General features: G+C 36.9%; 17 protein-coding genes and 1 riboswitch. Of the genes, 9 read left to right on the top strand and 8 right to left on the bottom strand.

From position 1 onward, the window contains the following. Positions 1–116: 116 nt before the first annotated feature. The 6 genes from MZO21_RS11620 (at position 117) to MZO21_RS11595 (ending at position 6,196) form a co-directional block, all read left to right on the top strand. Positions 117–371 carry a FeoA family protein gene (locus MZO21_RS11620; RefSeq protein ID WP_171501189.1) on the top strand — a complete coding sequence of 85 codons (255 nt, stop codon included), beginning with the start codon at positions 117–119 and terminating at the stop codon, positions 369–371. After that, positions 368–2,221 carry a ferrous iron transporter B gene (feoB, locus tag MZO21_RS11615; RefSeq protein ID WP_248102336.1) on the top strand — a complete coding sequence of 618 codons (1,854 nt, stop codon included), beginning with the start codon at positions 368–370 and terminating at the stop codon, positions 2,219–2,221. The genes MZO21_RS11620 and feoB overlap by 4 nt, the downstream gene beginning before the upstream one ends. 33 nt (positions 2,222–2,254) lie before the next feature. Then, complete coding sequence (locus MZO21_RS11610) at positions 2,255–2,506, top strand: DUF6587 family protein (protein ID WP_154771944.1); 252 nt, start codon at positions 2,255–2,257, stop codon at positions 2,504–2,506. 166 nt (positions 2,507–2,672) lie between these two features. Continuing rightward, positions 2,673–4,019, top strand: coding sequence for a UDP-N-acetylmuramoyl-L-alanine--D-glutamate ligase (gene murD / locus MZO21_RS11605; protein ID WP_154771945.1), 1,347 nt, complete (start codon positions 2,673–2,675; stop codon positions 4,017–4,019). Positions 4,020–4,038: 19 nt separating this feature from the next. After that, complete coding sequence (gene ftsW / locus MZO21_RS11600) at positions 4,039–5,235, top strand: putative lipid II flippase FtsW (protein WP_154771946.1); 1,197 nt, start codon at positions 4,039–4,041, stop codon at positions 5,233–5,235. Between the two features lie 97 nt (positions 5,236–5,332). Then, positions 5,333–6,196 (top strand): IS982 family transposase, encoded by an 864-nt coding sequence (locus tag MZO21_RS11595; protein ID WP_004679438.1) that lies wholly within the window; start codon positions 5,333–5,335, stop codon positions 6,194–6,196. Positions 6,197–6,278: 82 nt separating this feature from the next. Here the strand turns inward: MZO21_RS11595 and gluQRS are convergent, their stop codons facing one another. From gluQRS to MZO21_RS11565, 6 genes are all read right to left on the bottom strand, one after another. Next, entirely contained in the window at positions 6,279–7,211 is a 933-nt protein-coding gene (gene gluQRS / locus MZO21_RS11590) for a tRNA glutamyl-Q(34) synthetase GluQRS (protein ID WP_171501190.1), read from the bottom strand. 2 nt (positions 7,212–7,213) lie between these two features. After that, positions 7,214–7,741, bottom strand: a complete 528-nt coding sequence (gene dksA / locus MZO21_RS11585; protein WP_154771947.1) for an RNA polymerase-binding protein DksA — start codon at positions 7,739–7,741, stop codon at positions 7,214–7,216. Positions 7,742–7,957: 216 nt separating this feature from the next. Further along, a complete protein-coding gene (cpdA, locus tag MZO21_RS11580) occupies positions 7,958–8,770 on the bottom strand; it encodes a 3',5'-cyclic-AMP phosphodiesterase (protein WP_407060866.1) in 813 nt (270 codons plus the stop codon). 5 nt (positions 8,771–8,775) lie between these two features. Next, positions 8,776–9,396 carry an NUDIX domain-containing protein gene (locus tag MZO21_RS11575; protein WP_154771949.1) on the bottom strand — a complete coding sequence of 207 codons (621 nt, stop codon included), beginning with the start codon at positions 9,394–9,396 and terminating at the stop codon, positions 8,776–8,778. A gap of 78 nt (positions 9,397–9,474) precedes the next feature. Beyond that, entirely contained in the window at positions 9,475–11,370 is a 1,896-nt protein-coding gene (gene thiC, locus MZO21_RS11570; RefSeq protein WP_154771950.1) for a phosphomethylpyrimidine synthase ThiC, read from the bottom strand. 92 nt (positions 11,371–11,462) lie between these two features. Next, positions 11,463–11,593, bottom strand: a riboswitch (TPP riboswitch). 103 nt (positions 11,594–11,696) lie between these two features. Next, complete coding sequence (locus tag MZO21_RS11565) at positions 11,697–12,356, bottom strand: hypothetical protein (RefSeq protein WP_248104131.1); 660 nt, start codon at positions 12,354–12,356, stop codon at positions 11,697–11,699. A gap of 134 nt (positions 12,357–12,490) precedes the next feature. Here MZO21_RS11565 and MZO21_RS11560 point away from each other — a divergent pair. Then, positions 12,491–13,620 (top strand): IS3 family transposase gene (locus MZO21_RS11560; protein WP_089024817.1). Its coding sequence is split into 2 segments (ribosomal slippage): positions 12,491–12,743 and positions 12,743–13,620, totalling 1,131 coding nucleotides; the frame shifts between segments, so codons are not numbered across the junction. Between the two features lie 67 nt (positions 13,621–13,687). Here MZO21_RS11560 and MZO21_RS11555 read toward each other — a convergent pair. After that, positions 13,688–14,011 (bottom strand): hypothetical protein, encoded by a 324-nt coding sequence (locus MZO21_RS11555; RefSeq protein WP_248103840.1) that lies wholly within the window; start codon positions 14,009–14,011, stop codon positions 13,688–13,690. 281 nt (positions 14,012–14,292) lie between these two features. Between MZO21_RS11555 and MZO21_RS11550 the strand changes: the two genes are divergently transcribed. After that, the gene (locus MZO21_RS11550) at positions 14,293–15,636 is read left to right on the top strand and encodes a TolC family outer membrane protein (RefSeq protein ID WP_154771951.1); all 1,344 of its coding nucleotides are present in this window, start codon (positions 14,293–14,295) and stop codon (positions 15,634–15,636) included. A gap of 126 nt (positions 15,637–15,762) precedes the next feature. After that, positions 15,763–16,485 carry a phosphate signaling complex protein PhoU gene (phoU, locus tag MZO21_RS11545; protein ID WP_154771952.1) on the top strand — a complete coding sequence of 241 codons (723 nt, stop codon included), beginning with the start codon at positions 15,763–15,765 and terminating at the stop codon, positions 16,483–16,485. A 490-nt stretch (positions 16,486–16,975) separates the two neighbouring features. Here the strand turns inward: phoU and MZO21_RS11540 are convergent, their stop codons facing one another. Next, positions 16,976–17,245 (bottom strand): oxidative damage protection protein, encoded by a 270-nt coding sequence (locus MZO21_RS11540; RefSeq protein ID WP_154771953.1) that lies wholly within the window; start codon positions 17,243–17,245, stop codon positions 16,976–16,978. Between the last annotated feature and the right edge of the window lie 4 nt (positions 17,246–17,249).

Raw genomic sequence — 17,249 nt, 5'->3', positions numbered from 1 at the left:
TAATTATGGGGGACTGTCGATGCTGTATAAAATAGATGCGAATCATAATCAAATCAGATTTGTGAATTATTCTCATTTGAATGTATACTGTTCAAAAAACGTAAAGGGTTAGACGCGTGCGCCTATCTGATTTGAAAGTTAAACAATCTGCTGTCATTCAACAAGTACATCGTGAAACGAATGATACAAGTTCACCAGATCTTGTAGCAAGTCGCTTGGAGACACTTGGTTTTATTCCTGGTACGAAAGTTCAGGTAATTACTAAAGGTGTTTTTGGCGGAGATCCAATTTTAATTCAAGTTGGATTTACTCGTTTTGCCCTACGTAAAGTTGAAGCTGAAAAAATTGAAATTGAAGGAGCGCTTACATGAGTGATGCGTTACGTATTGCCCTTGTAGGGAATCCAAACTGTGGTAAGACTTCATTATTCAACCATTTAACAGGAACACGTCAAAAAGTTGCAAACTATGCGGGTGTAACTGTTGAACGTAAGGTTGGTCAATTTACTTTGCCTTCAGGTAAAGCAGTTCGCGTACTAGATTTGCCGGGAACATATAGCTTAAATGCTACAAGTCCTGATGAAGCAATTACGCGTGATGTTGTACAAGGAAAAATTGCTGAAGAAGGTGAGCAAGATGCTTTCCTTTGTGTTGTTGATGCAACGAACTTAAGACTTCACCTTGGTTTAGTACTAGAAATGATTGAATTGGGTCGACCAATGCTAATCGTACTCAACATGATGGATGAAGCTCGTCGTCGTGGTATGCAAATTAACACGCAAAAGCTTTCAGAACGTTTAGGTTTACCTGTTGTTGAAACAGTTGCTGTGCGAAATTCTGGTGTTGAAGCATTACTTAATGCTTTAGATCAAGGTAAATACGAAAAGCCACATACAGAATTAAATGGCTTAACAGGTTCACATCACGAACAAGCAGAAAAAATTCTAGCGGATGTTGTGAATTATGTTGACCATGAAGATAAACGTTCTGATTTCCTAGATAAAATTTTCCTTCATCCAGTATTTGGCTTAATTAGCCTTGCAGTCATGATGTTTGTGATTTTCCAAGCAGTTTTTGCTTGGGCAGAACCATTCATGGATGGCATTGAAGGCTTCTTTGGTTGGCTTGGTGAGTTTGTAGGTGGGTTTATTTCGCATCCACTTTTAAATAGCTTGGTTGTTGATGGTGTCATTGCTGGTGCAGGCGGTGTTGTGGTGTTCTTGCCACAAATTTTAATTCTGTTCTTCTTTATTTTAGTCCTTGAAGAGTCGGGTTATTTACCTCGTGCAGCATTCTTGCTTGATAAACTAATGTACAAAGCAGGCTTAAGTGGTCGTGCATTTATTCCATTACTTTCAAGTTTTGCATGTGCAATTCCGGGCATTATGGCAACACGTAGTATTAGTGATCCACGTGATCGTTTAACAACTATTTTTGTTGCGCCATTGATGACGTGTTCAGCGCGTTTACCTGTGTATGCACTTTTAATTGCAGCATTTGTTCCAGAATATTCAGTATGGGGCGTGTTTAATCTTCAGGGTCTTGTTTTATTTGGCTTATATATGTCAGGTATTGTGAGTGCTCTTGTTGTTGCAACTGTTCTGAAATTTTTCCAAAAAGACAAATCTCAACATACATTGCTTATGGAATTACCAAGTTACCGTCTTCCAGATTTAAGAAGCGTGTGGATTGGTTTATTAGACCGTGCAAAAATTTTCTTAAAACGTGTAGGTGGAATCATCTTTGCATTGTCTATTTTGCTTTGGTTCTTATGTACATTCCCGCAAGCACCAGATGGCGCAACAATGCCAGATATCGACTACTCTTTTGCAGGTATGTTAGGGCATTTGATTCAACCAATTTTCGCACCGCTTGGTTTTAACTGGCAAATTTGTATTGCCTTAATTCCTGCAATGGCTGCGCGTGAAGTTGTAGTTGCTGCACTTGGTACGGTTTACGCTTTATCTGTTGTAGATGAAGACGCAATGACTCAAGGTTTATCTGCACTTATTAGTAGCGGTGATTTGGGTTGGTCTTTAGCAACAGGTTTATCTTTACTTGTTTGGTTTATTTACGCACCACACTGCTTGGCAACATTGGCAACAGTTAAGCGTGAAACAGGTTCATGGAAAACTGTGGGTGTAATGACCGTTTACTTATTTGGTTTGGCATACTTCATGTCGTTCCTTACTTATCAAATTGCTTCACATTATTTTGGCTAAGTTTGCTGAATAACGAAGTGAAAGGAGATTGAGATGATTGAAATTCTAATTGTTGCTGCATTGGTCATTTGGAGTGCGATCGTTGTTTTTAAGAAAGTTTTTCCTAAGACATCGAATTCAGTCTTTACATCGCTTTCAAGTGCATGTGAGTCAAAAGGTTGGACAACTTTAGCTAAATGGCTAAAACCAGCAATGGCTGCAGGTTGTGGCGGTAGCTGTGGCTGTGCTGCAACAGATTCACCTGCGCAGCAAAAAACTGAAGTACAAGCTGTAAAGTGGAAGTAATTTAAATCTATAAAAAATATAGACCTAAAAAAGCCATCTAGAAAGATGGCTTTTTTACGCACTGACACAAAAAAATGAAAAGAAAGTTAAAACAGAAAAAGCAAATAAAACATCAAAGTGCTAACATTTCAGCAGTTCTAAAATATATCAAAAATATGGTGCAAAAATGTTGATACAGCGTGGTGGTTTAAAAGTCGTTGCTGGGTTGGGTATTTCAGGTGTGGCAGCCGTTAATTTTTTGCATAAACAAGGCTATCGTGTTGCAGTAACCGATTCACGTCAAAACCCGCCTGGGCATGATCAAATTCCCGCTGAAATTCAAACAAGCTTCGGTGAGCTCGATTTAGAATTATTACTATCCGCTGAAGAAATTGTTATTAGTCCAGGATTAGATCCTAAAATTGAGCAAATTCAGGAAGCCGTTAAGCAAGGCATTCCTGTTGTAAGTGAAATTCAAATTTTACGCCGTGCTACAGATAAACCTATTGTTGCTATTACGGGTTCAAATGCCAAAAGTACTGTAACGACGCTAATTGGTATTATGGCGCAAGCAGCGGGTAAGAAAGTTGCTGTAGGCGGTAATTTAGGACGTCCAGCACTCGATTTAACCAATGACGATCCTGAGCTATATATTTTAGAGTTATCAAGCTTTCAGCTAGAAGCAACATCTAACTTAAATGCAGATGTCGCTGTCGTACTAAATATGAGCGAAGATCATTTAGATCGTCATGGCGATATGTTTGGTTATCACACTGCAAAACATCGTATTTTCCAAGGCGTGAAAAAAGTAGTTTATAACCGTGATGATTCACTTACACGTCCATTGGTTCCAGATGCAACACCAATGCAGAGTTTTGGTTTAAATGCACCAGATATGAATCAATTTGGTATTTTGAAAGATACTGACGGCACAATTTGGTTAGCACGTGGTCGTGAGCGTTTATTAAAAAGCGAAGATATGTATATTCAAGGTACGCATAATGTTGCGAATGCTTTGGCATGCTTGGCTTTAGGTGAGGCTATAGGCTTGCCTTTAGACACAATGCTTGAAACATTAAAGACATTTAAAGGTCTAGAGCATCGCTGTGAATTTGTAAAAGAAGTGAAACAGGTTCGTTATTACAATGATTCAAAAGGCACAAATATTGGTGCAACTTTGGCGGCAATTGATGGTTTAGGTGCTGCAATTGAAGTTAAAGGTGGAAGACTTGCCATTATTTTAGGTGGACAAGGCAAAGGGCAGGACTTTACTGCGCTACGCGAATCTTTAACTAAATATGTTAAGGTTGCAGTATTAATTGGTGAAGATGCGCCAATCATTGAACAAGCAATTCAGGGCACAACAACTTTATTACATGCACAAACATTTAAAGAAGCTGTTGAATTATGCCAAAAAAATACACAAGCGAATGATGTTGTATTGCTTTCACCAGCATGTGCAAGTTTTGATATGTTTACGGGCTATCCGCAACGTGGTCATCAGTTTGTAGAACTCGTTAACGCGCTAAACTAAGAATAATAGGAAGGCTGATATGGCTGGGTTTGCTCAGACAACTATCAATAAAATAACTCAAATATATGATCAGTGGGCACTTAAAATGCCTGCTGAAATAAATGTTCGTAATGTACTGATTTTTTGTGTATTGGCGTTGCTTTGCATTGGGACGATCATGGTAGCTTCAGCTTCTATGCCTTATGCAGATCGTATGCATGAAAACCCATTTCATTATGTTACACGGCACAGCATTTCAATTTTTGTTGCTTCCGTTGCAGCATTAATCGCATATAAATTTCCACTCAACTTATGGTTTAACAATACATTCTTCCTTTGGATTATTACCATTATTTTGCTTGTGGCGGTTTTAGCTGTCGGTACAGAGGTTAATGGTTCAAAACGATGGATTCGTGTTGCAGGCTTTACTTTGCAGGCATCTGAAGTTGCAAAACTGATGATGGCAATATTTACGGCAGATTATGTGGTAAGGCGTGCAGCAGAAGTTCGTAATAATATTAAAGGGCTTATTCGCCTTGGCGTTATTATGGCGGCTACAGTGGGCTTGGTTATGGCAGAGCCTGACTTAGGTGCAACAGTTGTAATTGCATTAACAATGCTAGGTGTTTTCTTTTTAGCTGGTGCGCCACTTATTCAGTTTGCGATTGCCTGTGGTGCAATTATTGCTGCGTTTGTTTTCCTTGTGTTATTTGAACCGTACCGTTTGGCACGTTTAATGTCTTTCTCAAACCCTTGGAATGATCCATTAGGTGCGGGTTATCAGCTTTCCAATGCACTTATGGCTTTTGGTCGTGGGGAATGGTCTGGGGTTGGTTTAGGGCACAGTATTCAAAAAATGTCTTATTTACCTGAAGCACATACAGATTTTATGCTTGCAATTCTAGGTGAAGAGTTTGGATTTATAGGCATTTCAACCGTTCTTACGCTTTCATTCATTCTACTTGTTTGCTGTATTATGATTGGGCATCGCGCCTTAAAAAATCAGTACTTAAGAGCAGGCTATTTGGCTTATGGTATTAGCATTATTTTCCTTATGCAGATTCTTGTAAATGCAGGAATGAACATGGGGATGTTACCAACCAAAGGTTTGACGCTTCCATTTATTAGTTATGGTGGTTCATCACTTATCGTTTGTGCGGTAATGATTAGTTTAATTTTAAAAATTGAATCAACCACACATGGTAAAAATATGAGTCGGGAAGAATCTAGTTTCTAGTTAACCTGAGTTCGATATAAAAAAAGAGTAGAAAAAAAGCCCTGTTTTTGTAACATATTGGTTCTCAAGACAAAATGTTATAAAACAAGGCTTCTCAATGGATCATATTACCGAATTATTTTGTATTTTGGATGATTTCTGCAAAAAATTTAATGAATCTTTAGAGAAAGCTTTAATTTCTAATCAAAAAACCAGGTTGAAAAAGTCAGCTTTAAGCTTGTCTGAAGCAATGACCATTGTCATTTTATTTCATCAATCCGGTTTTAGATTCTTCAAATATTTTTATTGCCAAATGATCGTTCCATTCTGGAAATCTGCTTTTCCTAAACTGCTTAGCTACAACCGATTTATTGAAATCATGCCCCGTTGTTTGCAAGCTCTGAGTAGTTTCTTCCATCAGGTGAAAGGAAAAGATACGGGAATCAGTATCATTGACTCCACTAAATTGGTAGTTTGCCATAATCTTCGGATTAAAAGGCATCGTGTATTTAAAGGCTTGGCCGGTCGTGGAAAAAGTAGCACGGGTTGGTTTTATGGTTTTAAATTACATCTCGTTATCAATAATTTAGGTGAAATTATTAATCTCAAGCTGACATCGGGAAATGTTCATGATGTTGCTATATTAGAATCTTTAACTCAAGAATTAAAAGGGATCCTACTCGGAGACAAAGGCTATTTGAGCAAAGCAAAAGCCGAAGCTTTAGCAGCAAGAGGACTGAAAATATTGACCCCATCACGTCGGAATATGAAAAATAAACCCATCCAAACTGAAGAAGAAAAACAATTACTTTGCAGAAGAGGATTGATCGAAACAGTGAATGATCAATTAAAAAATTTACATCAACTTGAACATTCACGTCATCGTTCGGTAAATAACTTCATGGTGAATATCATGGCTGCTGTAGTGGCTTATTGTTTGAACCCCAATAAGCCAACTTTCCAAAATATGCTAAAAGGTTAAGTGGATTTCATCGAACTCAGGTTAGTTATAAGTTTCAATAAAAAAAACCGAGCGATTAAGCTCGGTTTTTTTATGTTTTTATTTAAATAAAAACACCATCTAAATGAGTACGATGCGGGATAAGATCTAAATTCCATTGAGCGACTGCTTGTTGCAACATTTTATGTGGCTGATCTAATTCAATAGCAGGTTGTTTTAAAGCGTGTAGAGCTTGTTGTAGTAGTTCTGACGGTTTTGATAAATCGAGTGCTTGAGCCATATTTTGTTTAGATAACTTTTGACCTTGATCATTCATCGCAAGCGGTAAATGAATATATTCAAGGCGCGGATAATCAAGTAATTGTCCAAGCCAAATTTGACGTTCAGTGTTGTTTAGTAAATCGGCACCACGAACAACGTGTGTCATTCCTTGTAAAAAATCATCTACAACAACAGCAAGTTGATAATTGATAATGCCATCACGACGCTTTAAAACAAAATCACCAAGATCTGTTTTTAAATTTGAACAATGTTGTCCTTGCAGATGATCTTGAAAGCAAATGTCATGATCTGAAACTTTTACACGAATTGCTTGATCATGAAATGGAAGTGCAAGATCTCTGCAAGTTCCTACATAAATGTGGTTAGAACCTAACATTTTACGAGTGCATTGACATGCATAGACCATATTTTTTTTATGTAATTGCTGAATGACATCTTCATAAATATCTAAGCGATCTTTCTGAAAAATGATGTCTGAATCGGGCTCAAATTCAAAAGCATCTATTGCCCGAAGAATGTGTTCTTCACTACCGGGGTAAATACGGGGAATGTCGGTATCTTCAATACGAACATGCCAAAGCCCTTGATGTGCTTTCGCATCGCAATAGCTCGCAACTGCGGTAATTAAAGACCCAAAATGCAAAGGGCCGGTTGGCGATGGCGCGAACCGACCTGAGTAGCGATTTAGCGAAACATCGTTTCGCCGCTTCGCAAGAGCCGAGCTGTGCTCGGTTGAAGAGCTCTCAACAGTCACGATTAACCGTTATTTTGCTTCTCTTTGATTTCTGCCAAAGTTTTGCAGTCAATACAAAGTGTTGCAGTTGGACGTGCTTCTAAGCGACGTAAACCAATTTCGATACCACAAGTTTCACAGAAACCGTAATCATCGTTTTTGATCGCTTCAATAGATTGCTCGATTTTACGGATTAGTTTGCGTTCACGGTCGCGTGTACGTAATTCAATCGCAAATTCTTCTTCTTGTGTCGCGCGGTCATTTACGTCTGGAAGGGCAGTATTTTCATCCTGCATTGTATTCAAAGTACGGTCAACTTCAGACATAAGCTCTTCTTTCCACGCCAAAAGAATTTTGCGGAAATGTTCAAGCTGTCCTTCGGACATATACTCTTCATTTTTTTTAGGCTGATAAGGCTCAATACCAAATAAGCTAGCAGCTGGGCCACTTTCTGATGCTTTTGACTTCGGTTTACGCACTTTTTTTGTAGATTTCTCTTCTACAATATTTGTTTGCTCGTCCAAGACTTGATTTTGATTGTCATTCGCCATGTAAGGCATTCCTCATCATATACGTATATTAATACGCAAAAAATATGGTGATATGCAAGTGTCTGTTTCCACACTCCCCACATAGATAAACGTTCTTTGGGGGTCGTCATCATATAGACTTTTTATGTATTTTGATAGTCTTTGATGTTTTGGATTTGACCCATCATTATTCCTTTTGAAGGCAATAAAATAAAGCATTCGAGATGAAATTAAAAGTTAATAACCTGAAATTTCTAAATTTATTTTCAAATTTAATGTATCAATTCTATGTATTTCAGTGCTAAAAGTGCCATCTTCCTTTAAATGTAATACACGATAACCCGGTGCAGAACTATCTAAAGCAAATTGTTCACTTTTTGGCTTGAATTGCACGCACGTAGAAGGCGTAGAGTAAAAATGGATATTATTCCAAAGGTTGATAGATTCTTGATGTACGTGTCCAAAAAGTACCATTTTAATATTTGAATATTTTTTGAATATTTCACAGAAACTTTCACTATTTTTAAGTTTGTGATTATCTATCCAACGAGAATCCATTTCTAAAGGATGGTGATGGCAGGTAATTATAATGTGTTGATCTTTATGTTCTGCTAAAAGGGTATCAAGTTGTTGTAATTGTTCATCTTCAATCCAACCATGAACCTGACCTTTAACAGCACTATTTAATAAAATAACAGTCCAAAAGCCTATTTTAATGGCATGAACTTGGTTTTGATTGTGATGAAAGGGGAAAAATTCAGCTTTGTCATGGTTGCCAGGAATTTGATAATACGGAATTCCCAAACTATTCATAAAATTAATATACGTTTCATAAGTTTCAGGAACAGGTGCTTGAGCCAAATCTCCTGTATGAAATATAGAATTTACGTGTGGATATTTTTGTTGAAGATCTTTCATCACAGCATGAAAAGTTGCAGATGGATTCATCTGTAAAAATTCTAAATTATCTTTATTCATCAGATGGGTATCTGAGATTTGTATGACTGTTAAATCATTTTGCTTATTGTTTTCTGTTAAAGCCATGTCCATCCCCTCTAGACATTCTTTATGGTTTTAATATGTTGTTTTAACCATTGTAAAGCCATGATGACAGGTGCATTTCTCAAGCGTCCATTTGTTAAAAGTGTGTTTAAATCTTGGTATGAAATTAAATGAAGTTGAATATTTTCCCCTTCATCGGGCATGCCAAAAATCCCACCTTCTTTTGGCAATTTTACTTTTGCACTATATAAGTGAAAAAGTTCTGAGCAAGCACCTGCTGAAGGGTAGAATGTGAAGAGATGTTCTAAATCATCTACTTCACATCCAGATTCTTCAAGAGCCTCTCTGCGGATGCAACTTTCAGGTGTTTCATCTCCATCGAGTACACCTGCAATAATTTCAAGTTGCCATGGAGATTGTTCATCATCCATAGCACCTACTCGAAATTGCTCAATTAAAGCAAATTTTTGTTGTTCATCATCATAGAGTAAAACACCAGCTGCTTCAGGACGGTGAATAAGTTCACGTTGAATGGTTGGTGTATATGAAGTCTTATTAAACAATCGATGAGATAAACTCACTTTTTCAACTTGAAGAAAACCACGATATAAGTATTCACGTTGATGAATTTTATAGTCGTTAATTTCATAAGTTGCTTGTCTAATAATATTCATAATTTATTCATTAGGATAAATAAAATCTTATTTCATCCTAACTGAGTTTTTGATGAATACAAACAGTTTTCTGATCATTTACACTTTATGGTACAACTTTTGTCCTTGTTCCAAATACGCGTCACTCATGGCTTTGAGACCAGTTTCAATTTCTTGACTATTTTGATCGGAATTAATCTCAGCATTTTGATTTTGAGCATACTCTCTCACATTTTGGGTGATTTTCATCGAACAAAATTTAGGTCCACACATAGAGCAAAAGTGTGCAGATTTATGTGCTTCTTTTGGCATGGTTTCATCGTGCATACTACGTGCAGTGTCAGGATCTAAACTTAAGTTAAACTGATCTTCCCATCTAAATTCAAAACGTGCTTTTGAAAGAGCATTATCACGTGCTTGAGACCCCGGATGTCCTTTTGCAAGGTCAGCGGCATGAGCTGCAATTTTGTAGGTGATGATGCCGTCTTTTACATCTTTCTTGTTTGGTAAGCCTAAATGTTCTTTGGGCGTGACATAACAAAGCATTGCGGTGCCGTACCAACCAATCATTGCAGCACCAATGGCAGAGGTAATGTGGTCATAACCTGGAGCTATATCGGTCGTTAATGGTCCAAGTGTATAAAAGGGTGCTTCTTTACAAACTTCAAGCTGTAAGTCCATATTTTCTTTGATCATATGCATTGGCACATGACCTGGACCTTCAATAATCACTTGAACATCATGTTCCCAAGCTTTATGTGTTAATTCACCTAAGGTTCTAAGTTCATTAAATTGTGCTTCATCATTGGCATCTTGAACACAGCCGGGGCGTAAGCCATCTCCTAAACTAAAAGAAACATCATAAGCTTTCATAATTTCGCAAATTTCATCAAAATGCGTATATAAAAAATTTTCCTTATGATGTGCTAAACACCACTGCGCCATGATTGAACCGCCACGTGACACAATTCCTGTGAGGCGATTGGCTGTTTGAGGTACATATCTTAAAAGTACGCCCGCATGGATAGTAAAGTAATCGACACCTTGTTCGGCTTGTTCAATGAGCGTGTCTTTAAAAATTTCCCAAGTTAAGTCTTCGGCAACGCCATTTACTTTTTCGAGTGCTTGATAAATGGGTACGGTACCAATAGGGACAGGTGCGTTTCGAATAATCCATTCACGTGTTTCATGAATATTTTTACCTGTAGATAAATCCATGATGGTGTCTGCGCCCCAACGTGTTGCCCATGTCATTTTGGCAACTTCTTCATCAATGCTTGAACCAAGTGCAGAGTTACCAATATTGGCATTAATTTTCACAAGGAAATTACGTCCAATAATCATCGGTTCACATTCAGGATGATTGATATTTGCAGGAATAATGGCACGACCAGATGCAACTTCTTGACGCACAAATTCAGGTGTAATTTCACGTAAATTTTGCGCACCAAAATTTTGCCCTGCATGTTGGCGCATATCTACGCCATCACGTTGTCTTTGGTTTTCTCGAATGGCAATGTATTCCATTTCAGGTGTGATAATGCCTTGTTTTGCATAATGCATTTGCGTGACATTTTTGCCTGCTTTGGCACGTCTTGGTTTTTGAATATGTGCAAAACGAATATCAGCAGTACGAATATCTTTTAAGCGTTCTTGACCAAATTGAGATGTCAGTGTTTCTAAACGTTCAGTATCTCCGCGCTCTTCAATCCATGCTTCACGAACACTAGGTAAACCTTTTTTAAGGTCAATCGTTACGTTTGGATCGGTATAAACGCCAGAAGTGTCATACACCATGAGAGGTGGATTTTTTTCACCGCCTAAGCCTGTTGGTGTATCCGTAAGTTCAATTTCACGCATGGGAACTTGAATGTCTGGGCGTGAACCTTGGATATAAACTTTTTTAGAAGCAGGTAAAATTCGAGTTAAATCTTTTGCATCTTGCTCATGTTGAGCAGAAATTTCAGAAGCAGTGAGATTCGTTAATTGGTTCATTGCAATGATCCTTATGAATGACATCAACGAATCAAGCGCGACCAAAAACGTGGCGGTTTTATCTTGTAAAATTTAGATAAATTGAGGCTAAGTTTTTAGATGGGCTTGATTCCTACGCAGGTATTAACCTGATCAGGTTCAACGGTACTCATCTTCAAACAAAAGCTTTGGGCTTTATTTAGATGATCTCAGCGAGTTTTTACTCGCGCTCCGTCAAGCGATGCGAGGATATTAGCATGAAGCTGAAGGAAAAACAGTGCTCGTTTAATCTTCAACTGCTTTTAATGAATGGATAGATGTATGGATGCGTAGATTCAAAAATAAGATTAATTTTTGTAGCAAATCGCATCTGAAAAGCAATCGAATGGTTGATTCAATTGAACAGATTTGAGTTTTAAATATTGATTGAGTTGAGCACTTGGATGTTCAAAACCTGTTAATTTTGTTCTTTCATTTAGATTCATTTGAATAAAACTGAGGAAGCGTCTTGCTTGATTTGAAAGTTGAGATTTATTTAATTTTGATAGCTTTTCTATTGCAGATAAATGATCGCTTTTAATTGAGGATTCACCTAGATATGATTCGGAAACAGGATTAACCGACACACCTTTAAACAAAAGCTGACTGTACGCTTGATATAAATATTGAGCTTCTTTAATGAATTGGCTTTTAGGATACTTATTTACATAGTCCTCCCAAAATAAAGCACGTTCTAATAACTCATTTGCATCGATAGTAATATCTTGATTATAAAATAGGTTTTGCATGTTTTGTTGAGCTAGATTTTCTATAAATACTCGCTCTGCTTGGGGTAAATATGGGGCAAATATACGAGCAAGATATTGCGGATTTCGTCTATAAACTAAGTTTTGTTGGGTATTTTCATGAAGCTCAACATAAGCTTGCCCTTTATGTTTAAGTAAATATTGATCTCTTAAACTAAATTCTTGATGATGGCTTTGTTGAATAGTTGGATATTGAGCCATGTTTAAAGCATGACTTTCAAAGGCTTTTTGTTCTTTTGATGTGCGTTGATGTGGTTCTAGGATTTTAGACCACGCCTATAAGTGATAATCTACTCCCCAATAAGCATGGGAAATGCTTGTTTTTGGAGTCAACCATGACACGAAGAAAACGTCGTAATCATTCAGCAGAGTTTAAAGTTAAAGTTGCTCTCGCAGCAATTAAAGGCGACCACACACTCGCTGAACTTTCTACTCAATTCGACTTACATCAAAACCAAATAATTGATTGGAAAAATCAACTGCTTGAGCAATCAATCAATATTTTTTCACGACCAACAGCACAACAAGAACCTGAGATTGACCTCAAAGCTCTACATGCCAAGATAGGACATCAGGCATTGCAAATTGATTTTTTAGAAGGTGCGCTCAGAAAAATAGGGCAGCTGAGCGGCAAAAAATGATCGATAAGACCCATCAACTTTCGGTACGACAACAATCGCAATTGATTCAAATCAATCGCAGTACGTTGTATTACAAGCCCAAAGAGATTTCATCAACTGATTTGAGTTTGATGCGTCTAATCGATGAAATTCATCTCGACTACCCATTTATGGGCAGTCGAATGATAAGAGATATGCTACAGCGTCAAGGACATAAAATAGGTCGGCGTAAAGTCCGACGTTTAATGCGCTTGATGGGAATACATGCCTTGTATCCAAAACCCAATACCAGTAAGCCTAATCTTGCACACCGTATTTTCCCATATCTGTTGAAAAACATGGTCATCGATCACTCTAATCAAGTCTGGTGTACAGATATCACGTACATTCCTATGGCTAAAGGCTTTGTCTATCTGTGTGCAATTATAGATTGGCATAGTCGTAAAGTACTGGCTCATCGTGTATCGATCAGTATGGAAACAGACTTTTGCATAGATGCGTTGCAAGAAGCAATTGTGAAATATGGTTGTCCAGAGGTGTTTAATACAGACCAAGGCAGTCAATTCACAAGCGAGGCATTTTTGAATGAGTTAAAATTGCGAAATATCCGTATCAGTATGGATGGGAAAGGACGATGGATGGATAATGTAATGATTGAGCGTTTATGGCGCAGTGTGAAGCATGAGGAAGTCTATTTGAAGGCTTACGATACGGTTAAACAAGCAAAACAATCAATTGCTGAATATTTGGATTTTTATAACACGATACGTCCTCATTCAAGCTTGAATAAGGCAACACCAAATGAATTTTATGATCGACATTTACCAAAAGTAATGGCAGCATAATTTAAATATTTAGAGCGGATTTATCACTTATAAAACTAGATTGAGTGGTCTAATTAACGGAACCACATCAGCGTTTAACGGTTAAAAAATTATTGTACATTTGGTTGCTTAAATGCATTAAGTGCATTTGTTGTTTTAGATCGACCAATGGAATACAAATTTTTAAATCGTGATTGATTTGTTCAAGTGCAAAAGTTGTACGTGTATTATCAACCTCTTGCATTTCTTTACTTAAATTTTCACATAAATGGGTCAAGTCTAGTTGTACAGGAGCCTCGTGTTTTTCTTCGGCACTTATAGGCGGAGGAGCAGATTTTTGACATGCAACTAAACTAAGCATAAAGCCCAAAGTACTTAAAATAATTGCGATGTAAAAAACTTTATATTTCACTATAACTCTTGCATAAAGAATATAAAACTAACTGAAACAATCTTAGCTTTGAAACATGAAGAATGATTGTGGATTTATGAGTTGGTTTGGTAAGTATGTGCATGTGAATGTAACAAATGTTGTTGCTGTAGTAATTGAGTGTGAAAGCCTGTCTAGATTTGAAAATAAATGAAAAATATACATAAAAAGGATGTTTAAGCTTTCAAAATTGTGATGTTATTGATTGAATACAAGATGTTATTGGCAACTAGACTAAATTTCGTAAGGGTTTAAACAATACAATGAAGAAAAACTTTTTATGCTTTTTATCTCTTGCTGTCATAAGCCCGTGGGTAAATGCTTTAGATTTGGTAAGTGCTTACGATCGTGCTAAAAATTCAGATCCAAATTGGCAAGCAAATGCTCTTCAATATGAAGCAGATCAACTGAATTTAGGTTTAGCAAAAGGGAACTTACTCCCAACTGTTACTTTAGCTGGAAATATCACAAGAAAAAGTCAGGATATGAATAGCATTTCTATACCTGGCGCACCCGAAGTAAATTCAGATAATTTGATGTCATCATCTTCAACTACCCGACAAGCCTCAATTACAGCAAGACAACCATTGTTTAGATGGGATGCTTGGGAAGGGCTGAAACAGGTTAAAACCTCGGTAAATTTAAGTGAAGTAACGTTAAAAGTTCAGCGGCAAGATCATATTTTAAATGTGTCTGAATCTTATTTTAATGTGCTTAGACAGCAAGCTTTAACAGCCGCATATTTACAAGAAGAAAAAGCTTTGCTTGAACAACTCAATATGATGAATGCCAAACTAAAAGAAGGATTGGTTGCAAAAAGTGATGTGAGTGAAGCAAATGCTCAATATCAAAATGCACGTGCAAATCGAATTTCAACGCATGTTCAATTGGTTTTAGCGCAAGAACAATTGTCACAACTGATTGGGCCGTATCGTGAAAATTTAGCTGTTCTTCGAGATGATTTTAAGTTTCAAAAACCGATTCCTGAAAAGCTTCAAGATTGGACAGACTTAGCACAACGTCAAAATTTAAATGTGCAACAAGCACGTTTGCAATATCAATATGCCGAAGATGGTGTGCGTGTTGAGCGCGCTGCAAAGTATCCTCAAATTGAAGCAGTCGGAACTTATGGATATAACAAGCAAAGTCCAGAAAGTTTAATGTCTCAAAATGGTGAATTTGATCAGATTGGCGTAGAAGTAAACTGGAATATTTTTAGCGGTGGACGTGTCAAAAAGAATGTGCAAAAAGCAGCAGTAAATGCAAAAAAAGCACAGGCTCAATTAGATGCAGCCATTTTAAAAGCCAATACGGATGTTAAAAAATCGTATCTACAAGTTGAAACTGACCAAGCGAAACTTGAAGCAAGAAAAGCGGCAATGGAATCTTCAGAAATTGTGTCAAAAGCATCGAAAGCACAATATAACGAAGGCTTAAAAACCATGGTTGATGTACTTTTGGCACAGCGAAATGCATTTTCGACAAAGCAAGATTATTTAAATGCAAAGTATGATTATGTGGTAAATGTCTTAAGGCTTAAAGCATCTATAGGTCAGTTAAATGAGCAAGTGCTGAAAGAAATGAATGCTTGGTTGATTGCCAAATAATTTTGAAATTTAGGCAATTTAAATAAGTCTAAAAGATGATGTGCTTTGTCATAAAAAGTTCATCATTGATGTGCTTTAATATTGTTCATTATAAATTTATAAGTCTGTTGTCGTGGAGTATATTCCTTGAGTCCAACCAATCCTGTGCTGAATCATCATATTTCTTCTCAATTTAACGAAGAATTAAGAGATGTAAATACAAAATTTATGACGATGGGCGGCTTAGTTGAACAACAGGTCGCAAGTGCAATTCGTGCATTACTTGATACAGATGCTAGCTTAGCAATTGAAACGCAATTTCAAGACAATGTCGTGAATCGATATGAAACGGAAATTGATGAAGCATTAACTTTAATTTTAGCTAGACGCCATCCTGCTGCAATTGATTTGCGTATGGTAATTGCAATGTCTAAAGCCAATACAGACTTAGAGCGTATTGGTGATGAAGCAGCAAAAATTGCACGTATTGCGCAAAATTTATGTGAGGAAGGTGGTTCGCCACGTGGTTACATGGAAACGCGCCATATTGGTAATCAAGTCCGCATTATGATTCATGATGCACTAGATGCTTTTGCACGTTTAGATGTAGACCAAGCATTACGTGTGTTATTGGCAGATGGTGATATTGACCGTGAATACCAATCTGCAATGCGTACATTAATGACCTATATGATGGAAGATCCACGTCATATTTCACGTGTAATGAACGTTATGTGGGTATTACGTTCTTTAGAGCGTATTGGCGACCATGCACGAAATATTTCTGAGCAAGTGATTTATATGGTAAAAGGTTTAGATGTGCGTCATACAGACGTTAAAGAAATTGAAGAAAAAGTACAGGAAAAGTAATTCTAAAAAATTACCAAGTACACTTTTAAGGCCTCTAGTTATTTAGAGGCTTTTTTATAATGACTAAAAAAAGAATAAAAAAAATCCCAGACTTTGGGGGAAGTCTGAGACTAAAATTAGTACAGTATCAATGGAGATAGATACCGTCTATATGATTTATTATAGGAAAGGACTAAGATTAAATCATGTGGTTTATTGTATTCTAATGTAATGTTTTATAAATAAAAGTTGCTGATTATTACAGAATAAACACATATTATTTTTATGGATTTATTGTTTATCTAAGTTAAAAATATACGTTAATTTCTAGGTGGTATAAATATTTAAAGACTTTTCTTTGGTTCTAAGATTAGTGTGATTTTTATCCATTTTTCTTATGCCTTAATAAGTTAATAAAAAGAATCCCCAAATTTGGAGATTCTTTTCAGATTAAAGCCTACGCACACCTTCGGTGTTTGTCTTGCGTAATTTTAGAGCGATGCTCTAAAAATTACTCAGGCTTTAGACCTTCAGCTTTTTCTAGAGTTTCATCATTACTGAAGAATTTTTCACGTTGTTCTTCAAGAAATTTTTTAGCATCTGGTTCAAACACATTTAAACGCTTTTCGTTAATAAGTGTCGTTTGGTGCTTCAACCATTCTTGCCAAGCTTGTTTAGAAACCGTGTCAAATAATTCTTGACCCTTTGCACCTGGAAAAGGTGCAAAATCTAAAGCTTCCATTTCTTGTTGATACTTACGGCAAAATACTTGTCGAGACATATCA

The sequence above is a fragment of the Acinetobacter portensis genome (genome assembly GCF_023158935.1).
Taxonomy (GTDB): Bacteria; Pseudomonadota; Gammaproteobacteria; order Pseudomonadales; family Moraxellaceae; genus Acinetobacter; species Acinetobacter faecalis.
This window is presented reverse-complemented; position numbering and strand designations above follow the sequence as displayed.